The sequence below is a fragment of the bacterium SCSIO 12741 genome (genome assembly GCA_024398055.1).
In the GTDB taxonomy this organism is placed as follows: domain Bacteria; phylum Bacteroidota; class Bacteroidia; order Flavobacteriales_G; family Salibacteraceae; genus SCSIO-12741.
Window position 1 is genome coordinate 262,279 of the sequence record CP073749.1, and the last position, 24,534, is coordinate 286,812.

Below are 24,534 nucleotides of genomic sequence, written 5' to 3' on the forward strand. Positions count from 1 at the left end.
GTGTTTAGTTCAAGTTATCGAGGGGAATTTGAAACCGGAGAAAAAATCCTCCGGATTCCTGATTCCCGTATTCCAGGGTTCCAGACCAGGCACTGATCCGGCCCTCCATGTTTTTTAAACCCAGGCCATCTTTCTGGTAATCTTCAGACAAGCCTTTGCCATCGTCAGAGTAACGTCCAAAGAGCTTTTGCTGATCCTTTATCAGGCTAATCTCCACCCGAAATGCCTTGGCATGTTTGATGGAATTGTGAATGAGTTCGGAAAAAACCCGGTAGACCGAAAGTTGCATTTCGGTGGGCAGTTCTATTAATCCTGGCGCCAGGGCCGCCTCCACGTTTAAGCCAGATGCTTTTTCCACCTGATCAATTCTCGAAAGCAAGGCTGTTTCCAACCCCATTCGAGCAAAGTGTGGAGGCATTAACTCATGGCTGATGCGCCTGCTGGATTCCAGAGCATGTTCCACCGCCTCCCGAATTCCAGCAATTTCTTCCAACTCCTGAGGCACCTTCTTCTCCAATTGCTGTAAGCGCATTTTACTAATCGCCAGGGCTGCACCCAATTCATCGTGCAGGTCTTCCGAAAGTCTCTCTCGTTCCTTTTCCTGTGCTTCCAAGGAGTTCTTCAGCAACTCTTTACGATGTTTTGATTTCAATTCTTCCTGCCGTAGCTTTTGTTTGAATAGGCTCTTTCGGAACTGATAGTTAAGCACTACCACTCCCAAGGCAATAACAAAAACAATAATCCCAAACAGGGTTAAAGTGTGAATCAATTCAAGCGTCTGCTGCTCCTCCATAGTCCAACGACAAATAATGAATACATCGTAAATGAGAAAAATGTATGCGGCAACCAGGCTTGTCGAAACAAGCTCAGGGTCATCCAGGCATTCATCAAATAGTCACCAAAATAAAAAAAGACCAGATTGGATGCGTGGTAAAGAAACAAGCCGGAATTCACCCAATTCAAACCAGCTGTTTCAGCATTAATATCCTTCTCAAGCAACACAATAAAGGTTGATAAAGACAATATCAATAGGAAAACAGAAAGTAGGGTCAGGGAATAGGAATTGAAAGTAAATATATCCTGAATGAATATGGAATTGTAAATACTCAAAAGTCCTACCACCCCAGCCGGTACCCAGAGAAATGCACCTGGTATATACATCCTGAAAAGCTGGTAGTAAAAACCGGCTAACCACAACGGTGTGATCCAGGTTAAGAGGTGAGATAAAACCAGGTTGTTAATGGCAAATCGGGTAAGAATGGAAGCCGTGATCTGCACCACCAGAGAAAAAAACAAATAGGTAGAAAACCATTTCCAGACCCTATTCTGCCTGCGAAAGTGGATCAAGGCCAGTATACATGCCAGAATTAAAGGAATAAAAGGAAGAGGTAACCAATTCATCGAATACCTGTTATTTGCTTGAAGTGTCATTTACCCCATCCGCCACATCACACTGATTGCAGTTGTTTGGATGGCCTATCTCATTGGCCGAGGTACGATTGTTCCAGCCATTCCAATATCCGTTACAAAAAGATGTACTAAGAACACTGTTTACGGTATCACAGGCATGAGGGCAAGGTTCAATCAAATCCACGATTTTAGTTGTATCCTCCCTGTTATTGGAATCCACTCCAACCAATAACAAATGGAGACTACTGTCTGGAGACATTCCGATGTAGCAGTGAATGGAATCGTAATTGCTAAACTGTACAAGTTTTTCGGAATCAATACTCCAATACCTCGCCACCTGACAAGTGTGTTCTTTAGGAACATTGGCGCCCATCAAGTAACCAAAACTTTCAATAGATTGACTCGCACAGGTTGGAGAAAGGACGGATTTATTTTCGAGATCCGGATAACAATTACAGGGAAAATGATCTCCCCCAAATGAAAAATGGCCAGGCCATATTATTTGAGATTGAACCTGGCTTGAAATAAAAAAACAAAGAATAAAAACAGATAGCTTAGTTGACATAATTGATAGTTTTAAAGCAGTTAATAATTCCGCAATCCTAACAAATTTGACCCTTCAAATTCTTGATATCCAGCAAAAACCAGTATATCTCATTTCATTTTTTTAAAAAACAAGTATTTCTACCTGTTTTGCTAATTGGTCCTATTTAATCAGGAATTTTTCCAAGCGCTTATCCGGCTTTGTTATTTAAAAGTTTAGGCCAGGATCAATTCTCTACTCGTCACATGGAAAGTAAAGCATCGTGGAAGAAGAATCCCCTTCCAACCGTCTTAGCGTCAAACCTTCTAAAATCCCCGAACAAAAGGCCTCGGTAAGGCTACTCGAAACCGTATCGCAACTATGCGGGCAGGGTTCGATCAAATTTACAATGCTATGCAAGTCCTCTTCTCCATCGTTAACCCCAACAAGATACAGATGTGACTCATCCTGATTGTTGATTCCAATGTATACATGGATATCATCGAATTGGGTCAAGTACCTCAGCTTTTCAACACAAACATTCCAATACTTAGGAACATCGTTTATCACATCCTTTGGGCATTTTTCGCCCACTAACTCACCATAGTTAGCAATGCTTGGAATGGCCGTTGAGGGTGGCACTACGAATATGGGATTGGCCGAATCGCCTGGACAGTCTGAAGGTTGATCACCTTGAGACAAACCCATATTACCCTTGTTAAAAAAATGGTAGGGATGGTTTTTCTGAGCTTGAAGGTTTACACCGATTAATATAGCTCCTGCAAAAAATAAGAATCGAATTTTCATGATAAGTGATTTAAGAGTTATTAATTGAATCACAATCATATCAATACCATCATTACAACGTATTGAAAATGAAGTAAAAACAATCATAATCAATCAAGTCAACAAGAAAAACAAGTAGAAATACCTGTTTTGCTATTCGGTCATATTTCTTCTCACCAAGCCCACCGGCACGCTCCAACTTTGATCGTCAAGAGCTCTTAACCTGTCCCTGCCAGGATTGCAGGAGGCGAAATCCGAAAAGCCTTTACTAAACAGAGTAGGAAGTTTATAATTAATTCCATGTCAAAATTATCGAAATCAGAACTGGCGATCATCGATTTAATCATCGCCCAACAAGAGGACAAGCCTGTAAATGCAGACTTTATCAGTGCCAGCATTAGCGTCGGATCAGAAGTTGCTGTTGAAAAAGCGTTTGACGTTGATGTTGATGCTAGTGCTTCGGTCTTCGGTTTGGAGCGCGTTCCAACAGAAAATCTCAAAGCAATGTTCAAGAGCATTCCTGCCGGAAAACTGTCTTTGAATGAGCTTAAAAAGCTTAGAAAAAAATATGCTTAAATCATGATTGCTTTTGTAATCACAATGCTTGCTATGTTTTCCATAGCAAGCATTCTTTATCAGATAAAACCTATTCAGAAAGTTCTTCTGAAATACGATCCACTGGGACTGCTACCTAACTATTCATTTTTTGCTCCTAAACCCATATCAAACGACTTTCGAATTGTATACAGGGTAAAAGACCGGAAGGAATGGGAGGAAGTACCGATGTATCAGAAATTCTACCTTTTTCGTTTTTTGTGGAACCCTTTTAAGTACTACAACAAAGGATTCATCGATTCCTGTCAAGCGGTGCACAAAGAATACAGCCTGCTAAAGGATAAAAACCTGATCCAATTATCTATCCATTACTTAAACCTGTTGAGTGTGGTGGCTAAGGTATTGAGGAGTCCATCCCCCAGAAAAAGGTCCAGTTTGCCATCGTCAACTCCCAGGGCATAAATCAGATCTCACTGGACAAAGTTTCCTTTACCTCATTCGAACAAATCATTTGATATGGACTTTTTAACCCTACAATGGGCCTATACCCTAACCTTAGGATTTTTGATTCTTTCCACCACCCTTTCCCGGTTAGAATTAATAGGCATTTCCTCCCTCTACTTAGATTTTGTTTACCCGAGCCTGGCGTCTAAAAACAAACTACTCAAATGGCGGATATTAAATGGCTTGACCCTTCTTTTTTCCGTGCTCACAGGAGCCTTCTTTTTAGGCGATCAACTCCTTCTATTCAAACTGTTTCTGGTCTTAACGACCATCACTTTGCTCGTTACCTACCTCAAAAGAAAAATTGGCAAGGATGGAGCTGATCAAATTCGTGTATTGTCCTACCTCGCTCTCAGTTTTTGCCTGCTAATTGACTTCGAAACGGGTCAACTCATCGCCGTTGTTTTTTTGGGCGTACAAGCTTTGATTGCCTATACCACGTCAGGCCTGGCCAAAGTAGCCTCTACCCACTGGAGAAAAGGAAATGTATTGGCCGATATTTTGGGGACCTACTCATTTGGAGTTCCAGGGGTCAAACCGTTTCTAAAAAATCATCCTGTATTGGAAAAAATCGCCTCTTACGGAGCCATTTTAACTATGTTGGCAGTACCGGTCTGCTTCTTCATCCCCCAGCCCGAACCTTTGCTTGTGGCATTAATGGGGATGTTTTGCTTTCACTTGGCTACGGCCTTGCTCATGGGCTTGAATGACTTTTTGGTAACCTTCCCCATGACCTACCCAGGGGTATTAATTCTACATTCCTTCATCTTCAGTTACTGAGGTCATGAACTCTTGCCCAGATCGATTGATTTTGTTTGATGGAGTTTGCCATTTCTGCGACGCTACGATCCAATTTATCATTCGAAGAGATCGGCAACGAATATTGCGCTACGCCTCTTTGCAGTCAGCAACGGGAAGAGAAATTTCCAATCGGCACAACCTTCCCCTGGAGAATTACCAAACCTTCGTTTACCTTAAAAACAACCAGGTTTATCTAAAATCGAATGCCGTTTTGGAATTATGTAAAGACCTTGGTTTTCCCTGGCGCGGTTTGTACCCAATCAAGTTTATTCTCCCTCTTTTTCTTCGAGATTTTCTGTATTCGCTGGTTTCAAGAAACCGGTATTTAATTTTAGGGAAAAAGGACTCCTGCTCTCTACCTACTGCCGAAACGAGACGTCTTTTTATGGATTGAATTGGGGGAGTTTTTCTTCTTAGTACAACTTAGACTCGACTGATAAAAATCTAACCTGACCGAATTTGGGCAACAGGAATTCCCCCGATACCCCACAATTACCCCACATCCCTAAATTTGTATCCCAACCCAAGCAAATAGATGGATCTAAAAATCTCGGATAGCATTCTTCCTAATCTGGCTCTTTCTCGAGAGGAGGCCCAACTGGTGGATCGTTGCATTCCGATCAAATCCTTTAAGGCGGGTGAAGTGCTGCTTCGAGAAGGGCAGATTGCCCGGAATTGCTACTTTGTTATCCAGGGTTGTGTTCGGTCTTACCATATTGTGAATGGGGAAGAAAGGACAACGGGCTTCTATTTGGAAGAGGATTCGATTGCCCCATTGGCCAGCTATCTGTCGCAAACCCCGGCACACCACTTTTTGACCTGTGTGGAGGATTCCGTACTGGCTGTGTTGCACTTTGACAGGGAACGGGAACTCTACCAAAAGCTCCCAAAAATGGAAGCGCTCTGCCGAACAAGTATGGAAGAGGAATATGCCAAGCAACAAGATCTGCTGCAAAATTACCTCACGAAAACTCCGGAAGAACGATACCTGTTGTTACAAAAAAACCGTCCCGAACTCTTGCAAAGAATTCCTCAATATCACCTGGCCACCTACCTCGGTGTTAAGCCAGAATCGCTCAGCCGTATTCGAAAGCGAATTGCCCAAAAAGGCCACAAATCAGATTAACCCAAACTCAAATCCAACTTCGCACCAGCCTTCCCACCTGCTATCAACAGGTAAAAACAGAGCGAAACCTCGGATACAACTGCCGTAAAGAACATAATTATCTGGCTAATCTCTATTAGCGATGGCGCCCCAAAACTGGCGAGGCAATTGAACAAATATCCAAAGGAGGCCGTAGTGATCATCCAACCAAACACCTTCGGAAACTGCTTGGATCGAAAAAGTAAAAAACCCATGAGCAAACAATTCACGGAGAAGAATACTCCGGAAATCAAGTAACCGTATTCGAATAGTTGCATTTGCTGTAGAACTTCATGCCCCAGCTGAACAAGCTGGTTGTCCGCCATTTCACCATGCCCTTGAATGAGAAGGAGCGGCTTGTACAACTGAATCAAATTAGCACCGAGAATGGCCGCCTGGATCAACCTAAACACCATGGCCAACAAGGCAATTCCTCCATGAACGAATCGCAACAAATAGTAAAATAGGACGGCCACCATTACATCACAAATGACCATTACCAAATCAGCAAGAAAACCCATTCGAAACGTAGATTCTTGCTCAATAAGGTTCGTTAGAGTACCTGATGGATCTGAATAATCAATCAAGGCTTCACGGACAAACAAACCGCTGTATAACCCACAAAAGATGATGAGGAAATAAAAGAAGCCGGTCCATCGACCGAGTTTTTTACTGGATACCGAAATTTCATTTTTTCTCATGACAAGTATTTAAGCATTACTATTTCGGGCAAAATTGAAGGAGTCGATTTCCAATTTCATTGACTTCGGTTAAGATCGTTTTATCCGCTTGGCTTTAATTGCCCCATTATTCAAATTGTCTTTCTTTGAGCAGCATCTGTTGGAAATGAAGGACTGAAACATGCACTCTACGGAACCAGGTCAATGGAAACAATATCTTCAGGAAGTCTTTGGTCGGTACTCACCACTGGAGGAATCTACCGTTGACGCCCTCTTGAGTTTGTGCCAACCCATCTCGGTAAAAAAGGGCACCTCTTTGCTAAACATTGGAGCAACCTCTCGTTACCTCTACATTCTTGTTGAAGGCGCAGTGGTTTCCTATTACCTGGGCGATGAGGGACAGGCCTATCACAAAAACATTTTTCTGGAGGGTGATTTCGTTGGCTCTACGGTATCCGCCATCAAACAAGAACCCTCCGATTTTGGGCTGGAAACCATTCAACCTTGTCAACTCCTTCAAATCTCCTACCGCGGTTACCGGGAACTGATGGAAACTCAACTGGATCTTAAAAACTTCTACGTCGCCTACTTGGAACAAAACTGGGTTATTCAGAAAGAGAAAAGAGAAGTAGAAATGGTGCTTCTGGATGCCGGGCAACGCTATGCAGACTTTCTCCAAAAACATCCGGGAATTGAAAATCGGGTGCCCCTTCATTACATTGCTTCACACCTGGGCATCACTCCTACTCAATTGAGTCGGATTCGAAAAAAACGGTAATATTTTCATCTCTCAACATAGGTAAAGGCAATTCGTTTTTTCCTCCCGCACCTTTGCTTTATGAAAATCTGGTTGATCTATGGAATGGCATTTAGTGGAGGAGTTTTCCTCGCTATTCAGGCAGGCTTTAACGCCCAATTGGGTTCCTTGCTCAAGCAGCCGGTTGCCGCGGTGGTCGTTACTTCCTTAGTTAGTGTGGTAGGTGGATTGGTCTATTTACTTGCCGGAAATAGAATGGAATGGTCTACCTTTCCCATCGCCACCATACCCTGGTATCTCTGGTTTTTAGGTGGACTCTTTAGCCTCACGGGAATCTCTCTCTATTTCTATACCATACCTCAACTTGGTATTTCACGAATGATCACGTTTGGCCTCTGCGGTCAACTGCTTTTTTCTCTGGCAGCTGGAAACTGGGGCTGGCTCAACTTACCAGCAGAACCTCTTAATCCCATAAAAATTGCAGGAGCGATTGCCTTGCTCCTGGGAATCATTTTAATTAATTGGAAATGAATTGTACGGCACTCAATCTAAAGAACTTAACCACCCTTTGGCGTTTAGCAAGCGAAGCTTATCAAGGATATGGCCAATCCGAACCGGTTCATCGGGCACACATTCCAAATTCAGCCTGGCCCAACAAAGTTTGGGTCGATTTGGAAGCGTCGGAGGATCACATGGATCAAGTTTTGGCCGAACTCGAAAGCCATCCTGGATGGGTTTATTCCAGGGTCAAACCGCAAAATTCTACAATCCCCCGGCAACTGCAACTCGCATCTGAACAAACCGGAATGAGTCTTGGTCTTTCAAGTCCTTTTCCCCATTCTTCCCGAGTTACTTTAGAAGCAGTAACAACCGAGGATCAGGCTGCGCTTTGGAGTCAGGCATTTGAAGATTCTTTTGGCTATCAAATTCCGGACTGGGTCGTTTTTCAAATTCGAAATTGGGCTCATAGCTACCTCGTTATGACGGAAGGGGAACTAGCAGGAACGGTCATGCATTTTAAAACGGGCGAAGTGAGCGGAATCCATTGTCTGGGAATCATCCCGGCGAAACGTCGGTTGGGAATTGCTCGGGAAGCCATGCACTTAATTTTGAACAAAGCCCTCGAATCGGGAAGTAAATGGGCCATGCTTCAAGCCTCTGAAAAGGCCAAGGAATTGTATTTACAAATGGGATTCCTCTATGATTTTACCTGGCAGAATTTGAGACGTATTGACTAATCACTTGTTTGACTTGGAAGACAGAAGAAAATGAGCGGATGACTCAAAAATGATATCTTGGTTTTTCAGAAGCGAGATCTGAGATGCGAGATGCGAGATGCGAGATGCGAGAGTTTGAAATTTGAATCTTCTTTATGACCAATAGAAATAATACTGACCATCGCCAAAAAAATACGTTGCCTTACTTTCTTTTCTGGTGCGGATTGTTTCCCATTATCCTTGCCTGCTTTCTTTTTCCTGCTTCTGGATATTCCAACTCACACAAGGTAGATTCGGCACGGACGGTTAAGAAGATTAAATTCTACATTAAATGGGAGAAGAAAAACGGAAACTGGTCAGGTAAGCTGCAGACTTCAGTTAAAAAATATGACCAGAAAGGTCGGGAGATATTCTCTAAGTCGAAACGTTCCAGCTACAAAAAGTTTTATGTCTATGAGGATGATAAACTGCGTTACGTCATTGGCAAAAAAAGGCCCCTAAAGAAGTTTATGTTTCAATTTAAACGCAATATTCAATCCCCCAAGAATGCGCCTAAATTAGACACCGTTGTTGTTACCCGACACGATCTTGATGGTAATGCCATAAGCTTTCGAAATTCACAAGGAGGGGTAACCGAATCTAAAATTGTTGACGGATTTGTACGGGTTCAAATCACCTATCGCCCTAATGGGACTATCAAAGAGAAAGAGCGATATATCCTGGAAAAGGATAAGTTGGTTCAATCCATTACGAATCACTACAATGAGGAAGGACACTTAGAATATGTGATGATTGAAGAACTAACGGCGTATGTATTCAATGCCAATGGAGATTGGGAACAAAGGCAAGTGACCACAAAACATGAAGTTGTTCACCATCCCAAACACAATCGTTATGACAAGCCCATCCTGGTGATTCGAAAAATCAAGTATTACTAATTCCAACCCCAAATGAAACCACTCCAAGCCTCTTTCAATCACCCAACAAAATCCACTCTAAGAAATCATTGCCTTCAAACCAACCTGCTTTCAAGCCAACCTATCGTTCAAAAAAGCTTCCTCACACTCGTCCTCACACTCGCACTTTCCCTATCCTCCACCGCCCAACACGCCCACATTATCACCAACAAAGAGTACCGGGAGTTCACCGAATACGTTCGAGATTCTACCATTCGTGCCACCTTGTGTGAGCAAATTGATGGCCGGTATTGCACACGGTCCAAGGACAATAGCGTTGAACGGGTGGATTGGGATTTTAAGCTTGACTTTAATGATCCGGCCGTCCGGGAAGGCACGTCCCTCTTGCTGTTTCCTGAATACCAGCAAATCAATCGAAAGAGAGAATGGGATACACGAAAATGGTACTACGATAGAATTGGTATTTATCCGCACGAATACATCTGGTGTGAAGACAGCTCCATAAACCGAAGTTGGGCAAGCTTTCTTACCTCCTACTACTTTACCCATGAATACTTTGACGACTATCCGGTTCGAGGCCTGAATCAATGGCAAATACAAGCCTATCTACACTGGAAGCATCCAGGAGAAAAGAAGTATTTCACCGTGCACACCGACTACAATCTGGAACTGGAATTACCAAAAAAACACCTGGAAGTAACCCGGGGTGAATACAACGCTTTTTTCTTTCACACCTGGGACTCAATTGCCCGATGGGAACTGGGAGAATCCTTTTCAGAAGAGCAGTTCTTCAAACATTTCAATTGGTTTGAGGAAAACTTAGATCCGCCTTTACTCAAAACAAAAGCCAACATTGACTGGAAAAATCCACGGATATTGGAAGTATTGCAGAAAGCCAATCTAATCACAGAAGAAGGACTCATCGATTGTCGGAAAATGTTTTACCGGAATTTCCAGTGGGATTATTACCGAGGTATAGAATATGGATGGGATAAAATAAGGGATGTAAGTATCATTCTGAATGAAGTAAATATGGTTGATAGTACCTTACTTGCCGCCCAATTAAGCTACCTGCCAGACCTTAACACCAAAGACAAAAAACTACTGGATTTAACGGAGTTGGATCCGATGCAACTCAACGCTTTTTATCATTGGAAAAAGTTGAAACCTTCGGGCAAAGATGTCTTTGAAGCCTTCATTCCTTATATTCGGTATGAGCCCGGGGAATCACCCGAAGAACAATTAGTTAACAATGATATAGAACGCCTAATTCGTAAAGGGCTCTCGGAAGAGTTCTTCCATTTCAAAACCACCTTCCAAGTAATTGAAGTCTATTAATCCATGGCTCAGGAAAAGGAAATATACGACCCCGAATTTGTAGAAGATTTGTTCGACCGAATGAGCTCGTCCTACGCTCGAATGAACTACATCACCTCCTTTGGATTTAGTGAACGATGGCGGCGACAATGTATTCAACAACTCGACTTTTCAACGAGTGAGGTTATTCTGGACCTGATGTGCGGAATGGGTGAATGCTGGCCGCAGGTTTTGAAACGCTCCCCAGCCCACGCTCAACTCATTGGAATCGACTTTTCAGCGGGTATGCTGCGCTTTGCTGACCAGGCCAAAATCAAGTATCCGAATCGTAAAATTGAGACCCGAAGACAGAATATTTTTACCAATAACCTTCCGGACGGATCGGTGGATATCATTATTTCCGGTTTCGGGCTTAAAACCTTTAATGATCAACAAATTCAGGAGTTGGCCGAGGAAATGCATCGCCTGTTAAAACCCGGAGGACAATTCTCATTGATCGACGTTTCGACTCCCCATTGGTCAGCCCTGAGGCGACCGTACTTATTCTATTTAAAAAACATCATTCCGATCCTTGGCAAACTATTTTTAGGTAATCCGGAAACCTATGAAATGTTGGGTATTTACACCGAAAAGTACGGGAACTCCAAACAAGTTGAAAAGCGATTTACCGAAGCGGGTTTTGAAGTAAAATACCTGGACTATTTCTACGGATGTGCCAGTGGGATTGCGGGGTGCAAATCCAGATGAGTTAAGGCAAAAAAAGAAAGGTTTAACGCCCTAATTCGCTAAACCTTTCCCGAAAATGCCCAACTACAGCTAACTACTGAAGGAAGGGGAACTTGAATCCATCCAAACCCATTTTCACCTTAATCACCTTCCTGGGCAAACTTTTAGTCTGAACTTCCGACCTATTTTTTGTTGATTCTAAGAACACGACTTGCCTCAGCTCCTGAAGAGTAGCGAACGACATACATCCCCGAAGGCAAACTACCCAGGTCCAAGGATTGATTGGTTCCACCAGCAAGCTCAAGCTCCTGAATTATCTGCCCTTGAACGGAAAGAAGGGTAACCTGTAGAGCTTCCTCCCCTTGATAATCTAAAGTGATCCAATCTGAAGCTGGATTCGGAAAAATGGAAAGGTTCCCGGCAATCGAAGACTCCTCGATTCCAACCTGAACTTCAACCCGGGTTCCATATTTATAATCAAAATCAAAAAAGATGTCTTGTCCTGTATTCGCGTTGGTCACGTTGTAGCATTTCATGGCCACATATTGATCCGTGTTTCGGATTCGGGCGATGTATACTTCTCCCTCATTAATGGCAGGTAGAGTCAAACTCGGAGCGCCCGCTTGAAATTCACTTTCCAAATCGGCCACGTCGCTTACCGTGTTGTAATCGAAGTTCGCAGAGGCAACCACCCATTGGGTTTTGCTATTTCCCCATATATCACCAGCCCAGATCGAGCTCTCACCGGATGTTATGGTAAACACACGTCGGGTTTCAAAGTGCTCCACCATATCGATGTTGGCCTCTTCTCCGTTGAGGTATTTTCCAAACGAAGTCACGTCAAAGCTGCTGTAGTAATCGTGTTGCACAAAATCATATCCTGACTGCTCAGGACCTGGTGCACCATTGAGTTTTTTCATGGAAGGACTGTGGTGTTCAAAAAAGCGTTTTCCGGTGATCTCTTTCAAACTTTGAGCATTTCCGACCGTTCCCAAAAAAATCAACAAGAGAAGGAGTACGGCAGGTTTCTGGGTAAAAACTGATTTCATAGAATTATGGTTTAAATCGTATTAATAATCGCCTTAAATCTGATATTGCTGATCAACCTAAATGGCCCAGACACAGCCAGAGCAAAGGCTTTGGTTATTATTTTCGATGTAAAACTACCGGGATCGGATGCCCGCTTTTAGGGCAATTTGTGGTTGGACCGTTTTGGAGCTTGGTCTGTGAAATTCAGTTTCTCTTCAGGAAAATAGGATTATAGGTAGGGCAGCCAAATTTTCACATGAGTTCCGGCCGGTTCGCCAGATTCATCGCTTAAGTCCCGGATCTCGTACCCAACCTCCATCGACCGGTTTTGATTCAATAAATTCAACCTTTCCTCAATATTGGCAAGGGCCTTGGAAGCATACCGGCGCTGCTTTCGAGACTTTATCTCCGCCGCTTTTTGCCGACCGACCCCATTGTCCTCAATTTCGCAAATGACGTGGCTATCCTGGGTATACAGTTGAATACTCAGGTTCCCCTTTTTGCCTTCCAAATTGATCAAGCCATGGGTTATGGCATTTTCGACGAAGGGCTGGATAACCATTCCCGGGATTTCAAAGGTTCCGCTTCTTAACTTCTCTTCCACGGTGACCTTGTAGGAAAACTTCTCATCAAATCGGATCGCTTCTAAAGACAGGTAATGATTAATCAGGTTGATTTCGTTCTCCAACGAAACGTAAGAAAGGCCGGAACTTTCCAGCACTCCTCGTAGCAATTTAGCAAACCGAGACAAATAGTCGTAAGCGCGGTTATTTTCACCTTCAATCACAAAATTTTGGGAGGTATTGATGCAATTGAAAATAAAGTGGGGATTCATTTGGGATTGAAGAGCTGTTAACCTGGCCGAAGCGAGGTCGGCCTGCAGGGATGCCTCTGACGCTCTTTTTCTTTGAATTTTGTAGATAGCTGCCGTAGCAATTAGGAAAACCAAGATCAGAGCCATGAGCCAGACACGAGTTTGCGCCGATTCCATTTTGATGATTTTGTTTTCCTGTTCCAGGTTTTTGGCCACTGAGGTCATCAATTTTTTCTCATTTTGGGCACTTTGGTAGCGCTCTTCAATTTCGGCGATAGCCTTGGCATTGTTCTCTTCTCCTAAGCTATCGGCTAATTCACATCTTCGCTTCAATGCGAGATAAGATTCCTCGTGTCTCCCAGCCTGAAACAAGGCCTTTGCCAAGACATCATAGCCACGCACCCATCGATCAGCATAACCTGAGGCAATGGACATTTGCAGCCCTTTTTGGATATATTCAATAGCACTATTCAATTTGTTTTGAGCCAAATAACATCTCCCCAAACCGATATAAACCATATCAGGTATTCGTCCTGAAGAAGTTTGATTGGCAAATATTTCCTGGCTGCGTTCCATGAAGAACACGGCAGAATCTATCCTATCCAATTCCAGATAAGCGCACCCCAGGTTATAATCAGAATAAGCCACACGCTGATAGTCTTTCAGACTTACTCTTTTCTTCCTTGACTCCTTGTAGTAAGTAATGGCCTCCCTGTAGTTTCCAGATTCAAAATGAAAAGATCCCAGGTTGTTGTAGGCCCTATCCAATCGGGATGTATCGTTCAGCACAAGCAGAATGTGGAGGGCTCGCTCCATGTAGACCAGCGACTCTTCAAATCGGCCTAACTCCAAATTTATGGCGCCAAGCATGTTTAAGGTTTTGGCCAGTTCGAGGGTATCCTGATTCTGCTGTTCCTGTATGGCCAGGGCATCATGTGCTGCCCGAAGTGCATCTTCGTACCTGGCCCGAATCAAATACAGCCAGGATTTAAGAGACTTAGCTCGGGCAACTCCCTTTTCATAGTTGTTTTTCTGGCCATCAAGAATAACCTGATCGATGGCCCAAAGGGAGGAATCGTAGTTCGCGTAGATTATCCTATCCGCATATAGCAGACCGGCCTCAGCCCGTGATTCTACATTTGGTCCTTCGAGCATAACCTGCTTCAGGCTATCGTTTGACAGGGAATTGGAATACACCGACGTCCCAAGGAAAAAAAGGAACGGGATAAGAGCGCAGACTCTCTTAAGACGAAATCGAAACATACAGGCAATCTAGGAGGAATGAGAATACCACAGCACGCCAATTTACCTGCTGGCCGATTTAGCGCATCGTTGGGTATTTTCGGTTTGTATTATTTGTGGCCGAACTGATCGAGAAGACCAGGTTTCTTACTCTTGGAAACACTAAGTTCCTTTCCATCCTCCATGATGACGTATCCCCCGGCTGATTTTCCAAACTTTCGGATGTACCTCAGGTTAATCAAGGAAGTGTTGTGGATGCGGTAGAAAGCGTAATCTTCCAGAATATCGGAATAGAATTTCAGGTTTTTTGAAGTGGTTATTTTCTGTCCATCCTTCAAGAAAATATGAGAATAACTACCATCGGCCCTGCAATACAAGATATCTCGGATAGGAACAAACTCAAAACCCTCGGAGGTGGGAAGTGTTATTCTCCGCAGATCCGGACTTTCGACATAAAAATTCTTGACCAGCTGGGTGATCTTATGCCCCGATTGGGCATTCAATTCTTGCTTTTCTACCTTGTTGACAGCACCCTTTAATTCTTGAATACCCACTGGCTTTATCAAGTAATCGAGGGCTGATATTTTAATTGCCTTCAAAGCAAACTCCTCATGGGCAGTCACAAAAATGACATGGAAATCAATCTCCTCCATGGATTCAAGCAAATCGAACCCTGATCGTGGTCCCATTTCAATATCCAAAAAAACGAGTTGCGGACGGGACTCTTCAATCAGTTCCCGGGCAGTATCTATATCCGTGGCGCTGCCAATAATGTCGATGTTTTCTACATGCGTTTCGATTAACCTAATAAGAATGTTTAGGCTCTTTTTTTCGTCATCTACCAAGATGGTTTTAATCATAGGAATCGAAATTGGGTTCGGGATGATTAGGCATTTAAGGTAGGACGAAACAGATGAGGGGCAGTTGCCTGAAATACTTCATCCTTTGAACAAGAATTCGAAGCCATTTTCAGCATCAGACATTAGCTCTTCAGCAAATCAGGTATTTCTACGTATAAAAATCACCTGAATTCCAGCTATTTTCGGGTAATTGATTTGCTTGTCATGAAACAGGAAGTAACGGGAAATAAAGACTTAAACTCTACCGGCCCTAATGCCACGAATTTGACCCATTCTGGTAAAGATGGGAGTTCGGAAATTACTCAGCTGAAGGATAACCGCCCAATAGCTCAACGCCAGGAACACATGAAACATCTGGCTGAAAATCCACCTGTACAGCGGCAAGCCAATAACACTGGGCTTCCAGACAACCTGAAATCGGGCATTGAGAACCTCTCCGGCTATTCCATGAATGATGTTCAGGTCCATTACAATTCGAGCAAGCCCGCTCAACTCAATGCCCATGCCTATGCTCAGGGCAGTCAGATACACCTAGGCCCGGGACAAGAAAAGCACCTACCTCATGAAGCCTGGCACGTAGTTCAACAAAAACAAGGACGCGTACAAGCGACCACTCAACTCAAGGCCGGCACACCAATTAACGATGATGAAGGTCTCGAACGAGAAGCAGATATCATGGGAAGTCATGCCGCTCAATTGGGCAGCCAGCAATCCGCCTCTCAATTAAAAAAAAAGTCTCAACCCAAGGAATAGTTCAACGAGCAATAGGCGTTGAAATTGAAGTACCTGGATTAAATTTCAAGGTAGGCCCTACTGTTAAACAAGGACAAATGCTGACCTGGATTCCGCTTATTCATAAGCGGATGGAAGTTCATGCGGAAAATCCACGAGACGAAAATTTCGGAAAAGATCACGGTACCCAAAGAGTAGCCACGTTAGAGTATGCATCTGGCACTTATAACCAAGGAGTTCACAAACCGTCCCCTTTGGTACAAGACCTGACCTTACTTGAAAAACTGACGAGTACTTTCGATGTTGTACCTACCTATTTTGGAGTTCCGGTCATGCCCGCAAGAGGATCAAAATCAGGTACCTTCCAGGTGAATGTATCCCCAAAATCAGGCACCGGATTTAACCTCCATGCCGCCTTTGAAAAAGACGAACGCGTGGATTACGACAAGGATACTGAGAAAGTTGCTCCTGTTCCACTGCAAGGACTTCATACCCGGCATATTGCCATTCGAAAACACATTACCCAAACCTTATTGGATGAATTTGGAAAATCCAATATCGTTCGAGGCGATCAGCAAAAATTCTTAGCCACCTTTTTCATGGACGCCGCCACCGTTGTGAGTAGCTTCTATGTACTCGGCTTTAACGAATCGGCCATTGCTGAACTCAATTCCAAAAAAGGTGCATTGGACAAACGCTCCGGTGGAAATACAGCAAACAGCGCCGTGGGTAAAATGATGATCATTCGCCGGATCAACAAACAAATTGACACCCTCCAGGATACGGCTAAAAATGCCTTTTTGCTATTTCCAAGGTTTGACATTCAACGAGCAGCCAAAATCATTGCCGGTCAAACCGGGGCGGCAACGCCAGTAGAAGCAAGAAAGGAAGCCTTCGACGCCTTTGTAAAAGCGATTAATTCGGCACCAATCCCTAACTACCCGAATTATCCCTATTCTGACAATGATCCTATGACCGTACCTGTTTTAGGAACCCTTAAAAATCAAATGAAAACCGCTGCCAGGCAGCTCATGATTGATGGTAGCCCCCTCATTCCTGATCGAAACATTGGTCAAGGTCCTACCACGCCTGGTACGATTCTAAAAAACACTTCCTCCTCCCTCATTCCCAAGGAACAAGCGGCGGAAGGAGTCTACGAAATTCGCAATCCTTTCACCGCTCCTATTCCATTGGGACATTGGGCCAAGGCTATGGAACAATACGAGGCCTATTTGGCTTCTAAGGGTGTGAGGTATTAACCCCGCACTCCCCTACAATTCCAATTTTTTAATGGTGCCTTCGTGCTCAATGAAGAATACCTCTTTCTGAATTTTGGTTTCAGTAATTACCTTGGGTGCAGGTGGCTTGGGTTGATCCTTCGGTTTTTTCTTGTAAACCACTACCACGTGCTGAACCACCTGGATAACAGGTTCGGTAAATTCGGGATTGACCACCAGATCAAAGTCGGTGTAAGACACCGGATCGTAGTAAATGGACGTATTCTTCTTGATTCGTTTAACCTCGCTCTTTTTTCTAAGTAAATTCAAGTCCGTACTACTGCTGCAGGAATAGCCGGTGTACCGTTCCTGTGGTTCGATTATGTTAAAGGATTCGGACATGCGGATGTCCACATTGCTGAGATCAACTCCGAGGGAGGTTTGAAAATCAACGTTATCCTTAAGCAGTTCGATAGACTTGAGTCGCAATTCACTTTTGACCTTTTCAATGTCTTCCATCAAAACATCTACTTTGACCAAATCATAAATCTCGTGCCGGGCACAAATGGCTACAATGGCATCCAGGGCATTTTTGTTGGCATAGCGAATATGGAAGTTCTTTTTGATTTCAAATCCAGCGGGAATTTCGGTATAGGTTTTCTTGCTAAACAGTTTGTTCTCGGATTCGACCTCATAAAGGGGCACAAAGGATATCATGTCCAGGTAAATGTCATCTTCCTGGAATCCCAAGGCAATGAGTTCCTTTCTCACCGAATCCGTTCGACTTTGGATAAGTCCATTGGCCTGGGCTGCCGTTTTTCCCATTTGAAAAAGATGAAAAACGGCTAAGTAACCTTTGGGTTTTACATTGTATAAGGATCGCATAGAAAAACGGTGAAAGTCATTAAAGACCGGTTCACTGGGTGTGGTGAGTTGTCTTAAACGGGAACTGTTTGAGTTGCTATAATTGTGCTGAGTATTTTGATTGTAAACCGCATTTCCAGCATTCTGGGCATAACTCGAACAGGTGAATAGGCCCAAAGTAAGTAGGAACAAGATCGTTTTCATTTTCATTTGTTTTTGGAATTAATAATGAGATTGGTGAATGATTTCAGAGCAATATTACGGGGCGTTTCTTCCTCAGGTATGGCCAAATCGTGCATAAGCTCTGAATAGGGCCTGCACAGTAGTTTTGTACCGTGTGCAAAAGGTTTGCAGACGATATGCAGCAAAGTTTTATACATTTATCAGCCTTCAGATTTACATTGCATGGTCCCTAATCACGAAGCACAATTGCAAGCATTCGAAAAATTGAAAGAGCAGGTGGTCTACCAGCTGCAACAGGCCTATCCAGGATGTAAATCGGATCTACGATTCTGGACCGGACGAGAGGTGGAGTTTCTTCAACAGGACTTACAGAATCGGGTAAATGGTCGGGTGTCGGAGCGGTGGTTTTACAACTACTTAAAACCGGAGAAAACGGAAAAGCTTCCCCGAATCGATATGTTGGATCTTCTTGCCAATTATGTAGGCCGGGATAACTGGGAAAAGTTTGTGCACGACGAAATGAATCCCAACAGCACTTCCCCCTCTTCTTCCTCTTCACCCGCCCCTAAGGTCCAATGGAAATACCTGCTGGGAATAGGCTTTACCTTGGTCATTTTGGTCTTTTTCCTTTTCGAAGAATTGCGCAGCGACTCTTCGCCACCTCAGCACCAACTAACGCTAAAATTTCCAGAAAACCTCCCCACTTTTATCGCACAAGACACCCGAATTCAATTACTAACGGAAGGCGAATCACCCAAAAATCTCGCCCTGGATTCGATGAACCGAATCTCGGTGGAAGCTCAAGGTAAAACCCGATTAGTGGTTTCCGGCCCATATATCAAAACCGACACGATCATTAGAACCTTTACCTCCCAAAAAAGCCATGAGGATTTAATACTTGAGCCCGACCACTACGCTTTGCTCATCCATTACATCTCCTCTATTGAGTTGAAAAACTGGAAGGAAAAAGAAAAGCAGCTCAATGGCATTTTCGTGGACCATGCCCAGATCTATCAGGTGATGGCGGGAAATCAAATGGGGATGGACTTGTTCAACAAAAAACAGTTTATCCGAAAGCTGATATTTCCGGGAAGTAACCTGAAGAATGTTGAAGTATTGGATGTGGTGTATGAAGGCGACCGTATTTCCAAATTAAAATTTGTGAGTCATGAATAGAATTCTTCTTCTAATACTATTGACCGGTTTGAGCCACACTGGGTGGGGACAGTCCTCCCAATCTTACCGTTCGTATGACCAACAATTTGCCAATGAAAAATTGACTTCTACCGAGCTCAAAGCCTACGAAGCTCGGGGAATTCAAAAACTATCGGACTATTTCTTCTACCTGCAAAAAATAGCAGAAATGGATAGCCTTCCCGATGTTCAGAATCAATACTGGGAGGAATTAAAAAGCCTCTTTATTCATCCAGAAGTTCAGGTATATGACCACATAATGCGATCGCCTTCCGCACTTTTTGATTTAGGTAGGCGTGCTGCAAAAATGGATTCCTACAAAGATCCGGTTCACCTTGAATCGATGGGTTCTAAAGCAGCAGATCAAAATCAATCATCTCCTGACCAATATCGAATTGTCCAGCAGTTTAGGTTAGTTTTTCCGGAAAACGATATCGTATTACTGGAAGTCGCCTTTTACCTGGTCCATCAAGATGTTCAGTTCGATGATGAGACCCAAAAAGTTTGGAAAATATACCTCGGCGAAATGAGCGCCATCAACCAATAGATCACCTTACCTGAGATCTGGTTACAAAGCTCCCGGATTCGGATACACCCGTGGAAAACGATGATTTCAATTTTGCTTCCATCATTGAAAAACATCAAAATCACACACATGACACCACGAAAAGTAGCTTTAGTAACCGGCGGTAGTCGCGGACTGGGTAAAGAAATGGCACTGCGCATTGCGGAATACAATATTGACGTAGTCATCACCTATCATCAAAATGAAGCAGCAGCCCTTGAGGTTGTTCGCGAAATCGAAAAAAGAGGAGTTACCGGACACTGCCTTCAACTCGATAGTCGGGATACCCATTCTTTCGACTCATTTTACACAAAATTCGGAGATTGGTTAGTGGAAACCCGGGGATCAAAAAAGTTTGATTTTCTGGTCAACAACGCAGGCACGGGAATACAATCAGCCATCGCCGACACCACTGAAGAGCAATTTGACGAAATGCTGCATATCCATCTTAAAGGCGTGTTCTTTTTTACTCAAAAAGCACTGCCCCACTTAAACGATGAGGGAAGTATTATCAATATTTCTTCTGGCCTGGCTCGTTTTGCTTTTCCAGGTTACGCGGCTTACGCCATAATGAAGGGCGCTATTGAAGTATTTACACGTTATCTTGCAAAAGAACTTGGACCGAGAGGAATTACAGCCAATGTGGTAGCTCCCGGAGCCGTAGCTACCGATTTTGGAGGAGGTTCTAACCGGGATAATGAACAAAAAAGAAACCTGATCTCAAGCGTTACTGCTTTGGGCCGGGTGGGTGAAGCAGAAGATATTGGTGGCATTGTGGCCTTTTTGTGCTCCGAAGATGCCCATTGGATGACTGCCCAGCGCCTGGAAGCTTCAGGAGGAACTTTGATATAGCATGTATCACATTAACAGCATCAGCGATTACCATAAACTAGCGGGGCTCCCAAAACCGGAGCACCCGCTGGTTAGTTTGGTCGATTACAGCCAGGTGAATTACCCCAATGATCAAGAGGAGATAAGTCTGGTTCAAGGAAACTATGTGATTGCCTTGAAGCGGGGCGTTCAGGGCAAAATGCGCTACGGTCAGCAGCCCTATGATTTCGATGAGGGCTTGATGTCATTTATCGCTCCTCAGCAGGTTGTGAGAATAAAGACCCATGTTAATCCTGAGCAGAAACCAAGTGGATGGCTGCTTTTGTTTCACCCCGATTTTTTGTGGAACACCTCCCTGGCTCAATCCATCAGGGAATTTGATTTTTTCGATTACGAGGTTCATGAGGCCCTGTTTCTATCCGATAAGGAGGAGCAATCCATCATGGGTATTATGCAAAACATTCGGCAGGAATACCATTCCAACATCGACGCCTTTAGTCAAAAGATCATCATCTCTCAAATGGAGGTTTTGCTGAACTATGCTCAACGATTTTACCAAAGGCAGTTTATTACCCGCAAGAAATCCAACCATGAAATTTTGAGCAAATTGGAGCAACTCCTTCAGGATTACTTCGACCAGCAAGACTTAAGGCACTCCGGCCTTCCCCAGGTACAAGACCTGGCTGATCAACTCAACCTGTCTCCCAATTACCTCAGCTCTATGCTCAAGGTAGTTACCGGCCAGAATACGCAGCAACACATCCACAACAAACTCATTGAAAAAGCCAAGGAGAAGTTGACAAGCACTCAACTCTCCGTCAGTGAAATTGCCTATGATTTGGGATTTGAGCACTCTCAATCCTTTAGTCGGTTGTTTAAGAACAAGGTGAAGGTATCGCCGCTTGAGTTTCGCCGATGGTTTGAGAAGTAATTGGAGGTTTTGCGAATTCTTCTAATACCCAGCGGATAAAAGCGAGTGAATCATAATTCTGGCATGTTTTTGGAGATATCGTTCAAAAACAAGGAATCAATCATGAGCCATTCCCACAACATTCTATTGCTATTTTTTATCAGTATTCTACCCTTTAGCGGCTTCGGTCAACAAGACTCAAGACTCATTGGAACATGGGAAATGATGAATTCCGATATTGATTTTGATAAACTACCTACATTAAGTTTTAGCCAATCCTCTTGCACTTTTTTTGCGGGTTGCAATACCTGTCAATCGGATAACTGGACAACCGAGGAAGGTGTTCTAAAGATGACCGGCGCGACCTGCACTTTTCGGCATTGCAGGGAAACGAGGGATTACCGAATGCCAAGTGGTTCTTACCAAGTCTCAAATGATGGCATTTTAACTTTTTTCTTCGACGATTTTGAAATGGTTTTTAGAAAGCGAAAAAGTTACCGCTATATAATTGATTAAGTCTATGATATACTTGAAAACACTTCTTCACATTGCACTCTACTCTATGCATTTGTTAAGCACCCGCAATACTTCAGCAGATGATTTAATGACGCGATAATTTTTCGTCCGCGGAATCAAGAATAGTTTTGATTCCTAATTTCCGTAAATTTGATAGGAATGATGAAAACCACGCCGATAACCATCGCATCCAATTGAATATGAGGCAATACTGGCCATTTTTAGTTCTAACCCTTTTACTGATTGTCAGCTGTAAGAAAGAAGAGACGCCCCTACCGGAGTCCTCAATTCCGGCAGATACCCAATGCTACCAGGGAAATTGCAAGGATGACCACCCCAATGCTAATAGCCTATTGAATTACCGAAGTATTCTTCATACCATCACCATAAACGGTAAGGACTTTTACTCCTTGGCAGAACTGATGGATACCTCTAACAACCGAGCAAATTTTTTGATCTGTGGTGAGCAAAGCGAACCCATTAGTTCAACAAAAATTCAATTGCTCGGACAGGAGTTTGAAATTGGTGAGCACGTGGTGGTCGATGCCGTGGTCAAGGCTCAGTGCTCTACACCTACTTTAGACGACAAGGGCAAAGCCGTTCGTTTTGTCAAAATCAATACAATAGCGCTTAGGCATTGTCCCATTGAATACTCCCAAGATTTCTCCCGTAACGATTCACTGCGACAGTATTGGAACTTTGTTGGTTTTCAGGTTTCTGCCGACAGTATAGACTTTCCCCCTGCACCCGACCTATTTGGATAGGCTTTGCGCCCATTCGAGATACCCTATCTGGGTTCAACAAACTCTCAGGTTTTGGTCCCATAAGAGCCATTTCCGGCAATTTTGAGGTGACTGATTCAACCTTTGAGCTCCATATTTTTGACCCCATTTATTCCAAGGAAGCCCCGGGCACGAGCCGTGCAACCCATTACGAACAGCGCTTTTTCGACGGTTTGTTTTCTACCCATCATTTCGAAATCCAAAATAACCTACTCACCTTAAAGAATTCAAGTGGACCTCCGCTGCTATTTGAAGCGGCCCAATAGCTGGGATTCTTAAACTGTTTTCACCGAGCCACAAATTCCACACAAGTGCCCACCTGAAAACCGCGGTGCTTGATTAACTGAAAGTACCTGACCGTTTTGAACAATTGCTTAATGGATCGCTTTACGCGTTTTCCTGCATTTTGAAAATCCTCTACGGTCTTCCAGCCAAAAATCAAAACATCGACGTCCTGAGCCAGGGCTTCAAATTCCTGGTCAAAGGCATAGCCCGGTTGGTCTTTAATGAATTTCATAAAGTCGTTTCGAAGCTTGGGATAAACCGATCGCTTGGAAGGTTTTATGGTACGAGCTGCGAATTCAATCGCATATTCGGAACCAATCATTTCTCGAAAATGAACGGGCAAGTCTCCAGCCGCTTTCATTTGGTATTGTTCTTCTACCACATAGGTATTGGCAAACTCTCCGGAATCCTTGAGTTTATGATGAGACTGAGCTTGCACCATGGCTTCCATGCTGTCCCACTGACTGATTTGGACAAAGGCATTGCGGGCCTTTTTTTGTGGAAAGGAATAGAAGGATTCAAAGAGCCCCATATATCGAATGCCCGCAGCTTTTTCCATTTCCCTGGAAACGTGGGTCCATCCCAATCGGAATGCTTTCTCCGATCCTTCTTTTACCCGGAGGTAGGATATTTCGAATACCGCCGGCTGATTTGAATTTGATTGAGCATCATTTTTCATCGTCAACCGCTCCTTTTAGTTTTTGGTCAAACACATATAACCCGATCATAAATCCTAATACCACCAGAGGTCCAAACCACTCGCCATCGTTGGCCATATAGTGACCGCCAAAGGCCAATAAAATGTTGAAAGTAAAGCCGGCATAAGCCCACTCCTTCAGGGTTTCGCTTCGTTGCTGCAATACTCCAATAACTCCCAGCGTTTTTGCCAGTGCCAAGGGATAAATAATAAAAAGGGGAAAGCCCAATTGAGTAAATTCTGCTGAGGCATGCTCGTAATCAAATACATACATCGCTGATGCGCTTAACATGCTCAAGCCAAATAAGGCCGCAAAAAGCCAATAACCTATTTTATCTCGTTTCATTGTAAGTCCTTTTTCTCGAGGCAATCCAAGCGTTCCCCAGGATCGCACTCAGGTGATTTTTAATAGAAATTTCATTTACTTTGACAAAAGTAAACCGTGGACCATGGTCAATGGTCAAGGAAAAAGATCA

At 43.6% G+C, this 24,534-nt stretch carries 30 protein-coding genes; 19 read left to right on the top strand and 11 right to left on the bottom strand.

Going from position 1 to position 24,534, the window contains the following annotated elements; genetic code table 11:
* Positions 1 to 4: 4 nt before the first annotated feature.
* From KFE98_01155 to KFE98_01170, 4 genes are all read right to left on the bottom strand, one after another.
* Positions 5 to 793, bottom strand: coding sequence for a hypothetical protein (locus KFE98_01155; GenBank protein UTW62794.1), 789 nt, complete (start codon positions 791 to 793; stop codon positions 5 to 7).
* A complete protein-coding gene (locus KFE98_01160; protein UTW62795.1) occupies positions 766 to 1,401 on the bottom strand; it encodes a hypothetical protein in 636 nt (211 codons plus the stop codon). Before KFE98_01160 ends, KFE98_01155 begins: the two co-directional genes overlap by 28 nt.
* 10 nt (positions 1,402 to 1,411) lie before the next feature.
* A complete protein-coding gene (locus KFE98_01165; GenBank protein UTW62796.1) occupies positions 1,412 to 1,975 on the bottom strand; it encodes a hypothetical protein in 564 nt (187 codons plus the stop codon).
* A gap of 213 nt (positions 1,976 to 2,188) precedes the next feature.
* The gene (locus KFE98_01170; protein ID UTW62797.1) at positions 2,189 to 2,740 is read right to left on the bottom strand and encodes a hypothetical protein; all 552 of its coding nucleotides are present in this window, start codon (positions 2,738 to 2,740) and stop codon (positions 2,189 to 2,191) included.
* Positions 2,741 to 3,019: 279 nt separating this feature from the next.
* Between KFE98_01170 and KFE98_01175 the strand changes: the two genes are divergently transcribed.
* The 5 genes from KFE98_01175 to KFE98_01195 all read left to right on the top strand — a co-directional run bounded on the left by KFE98_01175 (position 3,020) and on the right by KFE98_01195 (position 5,705).
* Entirely contained in the window at positions 3,020 to 3,295 is a 276-nt protein-coding gene (locus tag KFE98_01175; GenBank protein UTW62798.1) for a hypothetical protein, read from the top strand.
* A 3-nt stretch (positions 3,296 to 3,298) separates the two neighbouring features.
* The gene (locus KFE98_01180; protein ID UTW62799.1) at positions 3,299 to 3,736 is read left to right on the top strand and encodes a hypothetical protein; all 438 of its coding nucleotides are present in this window, start codon (positions 3,299 to 3,301) and stop codon (positions 3,734 to 3,736) included.
* 54 nt (positions 3,737 to 3,790) lie between these two features.
* Positions 3,791 to 4,558, top strand: coding sequence for a hypothetical protein (locus KFE98_01185; GenBank protein UTW62800.1), 768 nt, complete (start codon positions 3,791 to 3,793; stop codon positions 4,556 to 4,558).
* Between the two features lie 4 nt (positions 4,559 to 4,562).
* A complete protein-coding gene (locus KFE98_01190) occupies positions 4,563 to 4,973 on the top strand; it encodes a DUF393 domain-containing protein (GenBank protein ID UTW62801.1) in 411 nt (136 codons plus the stop codon).
* Positions 4,974 to 5,114: 141 nt separating this feature from the next.
* Positions 5,115 to 5,705, top strand: coding sequence for a Crp/Fnr family transcriptional regulator (locus KFE98_01195; GenBank protein UTW62802.1), 591 nt, complete (start codon positions 5,115 to 5,117; stop codon positions 5,703 to 5,705).
* Here KFE98_01195 and KFE98_01200 read toward each other — a convergent pair.
* Positions 5,702 to 6,424 (bottom strand): DUF4386 domain-containing protein, encoded by a 723-nt coding sequence (locus KFE98_01200; protein ID UTW62803.1) that lies wholly within the window; start codon positions 6,422 to 6,424, stop codon positions 5,702 to 5,704. The genes KFE98_01195 and KFE98_01200 overlap by 4 nt on opposite strands.
* Before the next feature lie 160 nt (positions 6,425 to 6,584).
* Between KFE98_01200 and KFE98_01205 the strand changes: the two genes are divergently transcribed.
* The 6 genes from KFE98_01205 (at position 6,585) to KFE98_01230 (ending at position 11,358) form a co-directional block, all read left to right on the top strand.
* On the top strand, positions 6,585 to 7,181 hold the full coding sequence (locus KFE98_01205; GenBank protein UTW62804.1) for a Crp/Fnr family transcriptional regulator: 597 nt from the start codon (positions 6,585 to 6,587) through the stop codon (positions 7,179 to 7,181).
* Positions 7,182 to 7,241: 60 nt separating this feature from the next.
* Positions 7,242 to 7,691, top strand: a complete 450-nt coding sequence (locus tag KFE98_01210; GenBank protein UTW62805.1) for a DMT family transporter — start codon at positions 7,242 to 7,244, stop codon at positions 7,689 to 7,691.
* Positions 7,688 to 8,398 (top strand): GNAT family N-acetyltransferase, encoded by a 711-nt coding sequence (locus tag KFE98_01215; GenBank protein ID UTW62806.1) that lies wholly within the window; start codon positions 7,688 to 7,690, stop codon positions 8,396 to 8,398. Before KFE98_01210 ends, KFE98_01215 begins: the two co-directional genes overlap by 4 nt.
* A 176-nt stretch (positions 8,399 to 8,574) precedes the next feature.
* Positions 8,575 to 9,315: a hypothetical protein gene (locus KFE98_01220; GenBank protein ID UTW62807.1), complete on the top strand. Its 741-nt coding sequence runs from the start codon at positions 8,575 to 8,577 to the stop codon at positions 9,313 to 9,315.
* 12 nt (positions 9,316 to 9,327) lie between these two features.
* Positions 9,328 to 10,632, top strand: a complete 1,305-nt coding sequence (locus KFE98_01225; GenBank protein ID UTW62808.1) for a hypothetical protein — start codon at positions 9,328 to 9,330, stop codon at positions 10,630 to 10,632.
* Positions 10,633 to 10,635: 3 nt separating this feature from the next.
* The gene (locus tag KFE98_01230; protein UTW62809.1) at positions 10,636 to 11,358 is read left to right on the top strand and encodes a class I SAM-dependent methyltransferase; all 723 of its coding nucleotides are present in this window, start codon (positions 10,636 to 10,638) and stop codon (positions 11,356 to 11,358) included.
* Positions 11,359 to 11,519: 161 nt separating this feature from the next.
* Here the strand turns inward: KFE98_01230 and KFE98_01235 are convergent, their stop codons facing one another.
* The 3 genes from KFE98_01235 to KFE98_01245 all read right to left on the bottom strand — a co-directional run bounded on the left by KFE98_01235 (position 11,520) and on the right by KFE98_01245 (position 15,282).
* Entirely contained in the window at positions 11,520 to 12,386 is an 867-nt protein-coding gene (locus tag KFE98_01235) for a T9SS type A sorting domain-containing protein (GenBank protein UTW62810.1), read from the bottom strand.
* Positions 12,387 to 12,595: 209 nt separating this feature from the next.
* Complete coding sequence (locus KFE98_01240) at positions 12,596 to 14,377, bottom strand: tetratricopeptide repeat protein (protein UTW62811.1); 1,782 nt, start codon at positions 14,375 to 14,377, stop codon at positions 12,596 to 12,598.
* A 155-nt stretch (positions 14,378 to 14,532) separates the two neighbouring features.
* Positions 14,533 to 15,282: a response regulator transcription factor gene (locus KFE98_01245; GenBank protein UTW62812.1), complete on the bottom strand. Its 750-nt coding sequence runs from the start codon at positions 15,280 to 15,282 to the stop codon at positions 14,533 to 14,535.
* Between the two features lie 204 nt (positions 15,283 to 15,486).
* On the opposite strand from KFE98_01245, the gene KFE98_01250 reads away from it, so the two are divergent.
* Both KFE98_01250 and KFE98_01255 read left to right on the top strand, forming a co-directional pair.
* On the top strand, positions 15,487 to 16,035 hold the full coding sequence (locus tag KFE98_01250) for a DUF4157 domain-containing protein (GenBank protein UTW62813.1): 549 nt from the start codon (positions 15,487 to 15,489) through the stop codon (positions 16,033 to 16,035).
* Positions 16,036 to 16,112: 77 nt separating this feature from the next.
* Positions 16,113 to 17,273: a hypothetical protein gene (locus tag KFE98_01255; GenBank protein UTW62814.1), complete on the top strand. Its 1,161-nt coding sequence runs from the start codon at positions 16,113 to 16,115 to the stop codon at positions 17,271 to 17,273.
* A gap of 12 nt (positions 17,274 to 17,285) precedes the next feature.
* Here KFE98_01255 and KFE98_01260 read toward each other — a convergent pair whose 3' ends face one another.
* On the bottom strand, positions 17,286 to 18,299 hold the full coding sequence (locus KFE98_01260) for an SIMPL domain-containing protein (GenBank protein UTW62815.1): 1,014 nt from the start codon (positions 18,297 to 18,299) through the stop codon (positions 17,286 to 17,288).
* A 201-nt stretch (positions 18,300 to 18,500) separates the two neighbouring features.
* Between KFE98_01260 and KFE98_01265 the strand changes: the two genes are divergently transcribed.
* The 6 genes from KFE98_01265 (at position 18,501) to KFE98_01290 (ending at position 23,342) form a co-directional block, all read left to right on the top strand.
* Positions 18,501 to 19,454, top strand: a complete 954-nt coding sequence (locus KFE98_01265) for a hypothetical protein (protein UTW62816.1) — start codon at positions 18,501 to 18,503, stop codon at positions 19,452 to 19,454.
* The gene (locus KFE98_01270) at positions 19,447 to 20,019 is read left to right on the top strand and encodes a hypothetical protein (protein UTW62817.1); all 573 of its coding nucleotides are present in this window, start codon (positions 19,447 to 19,449) and stop codon (positions 20,017 to 20,019) included. The genes KFE98_01265 and KFE98_01270 overlap by 8 nt, the downstream gene beginning before the upstream one ends.
* A 108-nt stretch (positions 20,020 to 20,127) precedes the next feature.
* Entirely contained in the window at positions 20,128 to 20,889 is a 762-nt protein-coding gene (locus tag KFE98_01275; protein ID UTW62818.1) for an SDR family oxidoreductase, read from the top strand.
* Position 20,890: 1 nt separating this feature from the next.
* On the top strand, positions 20,891 to 21,799 hold the full coding sequence (locus KFE98_01280) for a helix-turn-helix transcriptional regulator (GenBank protein UTW62819.1): 909 nt from the start codon (positions 20,891 to 20,893) through the stop codon (positions 21,797 to 21,799).
* 695 nt (positions 21,800 to 22,494) lie between these two features.
* The gene (locus KFE98_01285) at positions 22,495 to 23,058 is read left to right on the top strand and encodes a hypothetical protein (protein UTW62820.1); all 564 of its coding nucleotides are present in this window, start codon (positions 22,495 to 22,497) and stop codon (positions 23,056 to 23,058) included.
* The gene (locus KFE98_01290; GenBank protein ID UTW62821.1) at positions 22,986 to 23,342 is read left to right on the top strand and encodes an META domain-containing protein; all 357 of its coding nucleotides are present in this window, start codon (positions 22,986 to 22,988) and stop codon (positions 23,340 to 23,342) included. The genes KFE98_01285 and KFE98_01290 overlap by 73 nt, the downstream gene beginning before the upstream one ends.
* Positions 23,343 to 23,362: 20 nt before the next feature.
* On the opposite strand, the gene KFE98_01295 is transcribed toward KFE98_01290, so the two are convergent.
* Together KFE98_01295 and KFE98_01300 are read right to left on the bottom strand one after the other, a co-directional pair.
* Positions 23,363 to 24,040, bottom strand: coding sequence for an antibiotic biosynthesis monooxygenase (locus KFE98_01295; GenBank protein UTW62822.1), 678 nt, complete (start codon positions 24,038 to 24,040; stop codon positions 23,363 to 23,365).
* Complete coding sequence (locus tag KFE98_01300; GenBank protein UTW62823.1) at positions 24,030 to 24,404, bottom strand: DoxX family protein; 375 nt, start codon at positions 24,402 to 24,404, stop codon at positions 24,030 to 24,032. Before KFE98_01300 ends, KFE98_01295 begins: the two co-directional genes overlap by 11 nt.
* Positions 24,405 to 24,534: the final 130 nt, after the last annotated feature.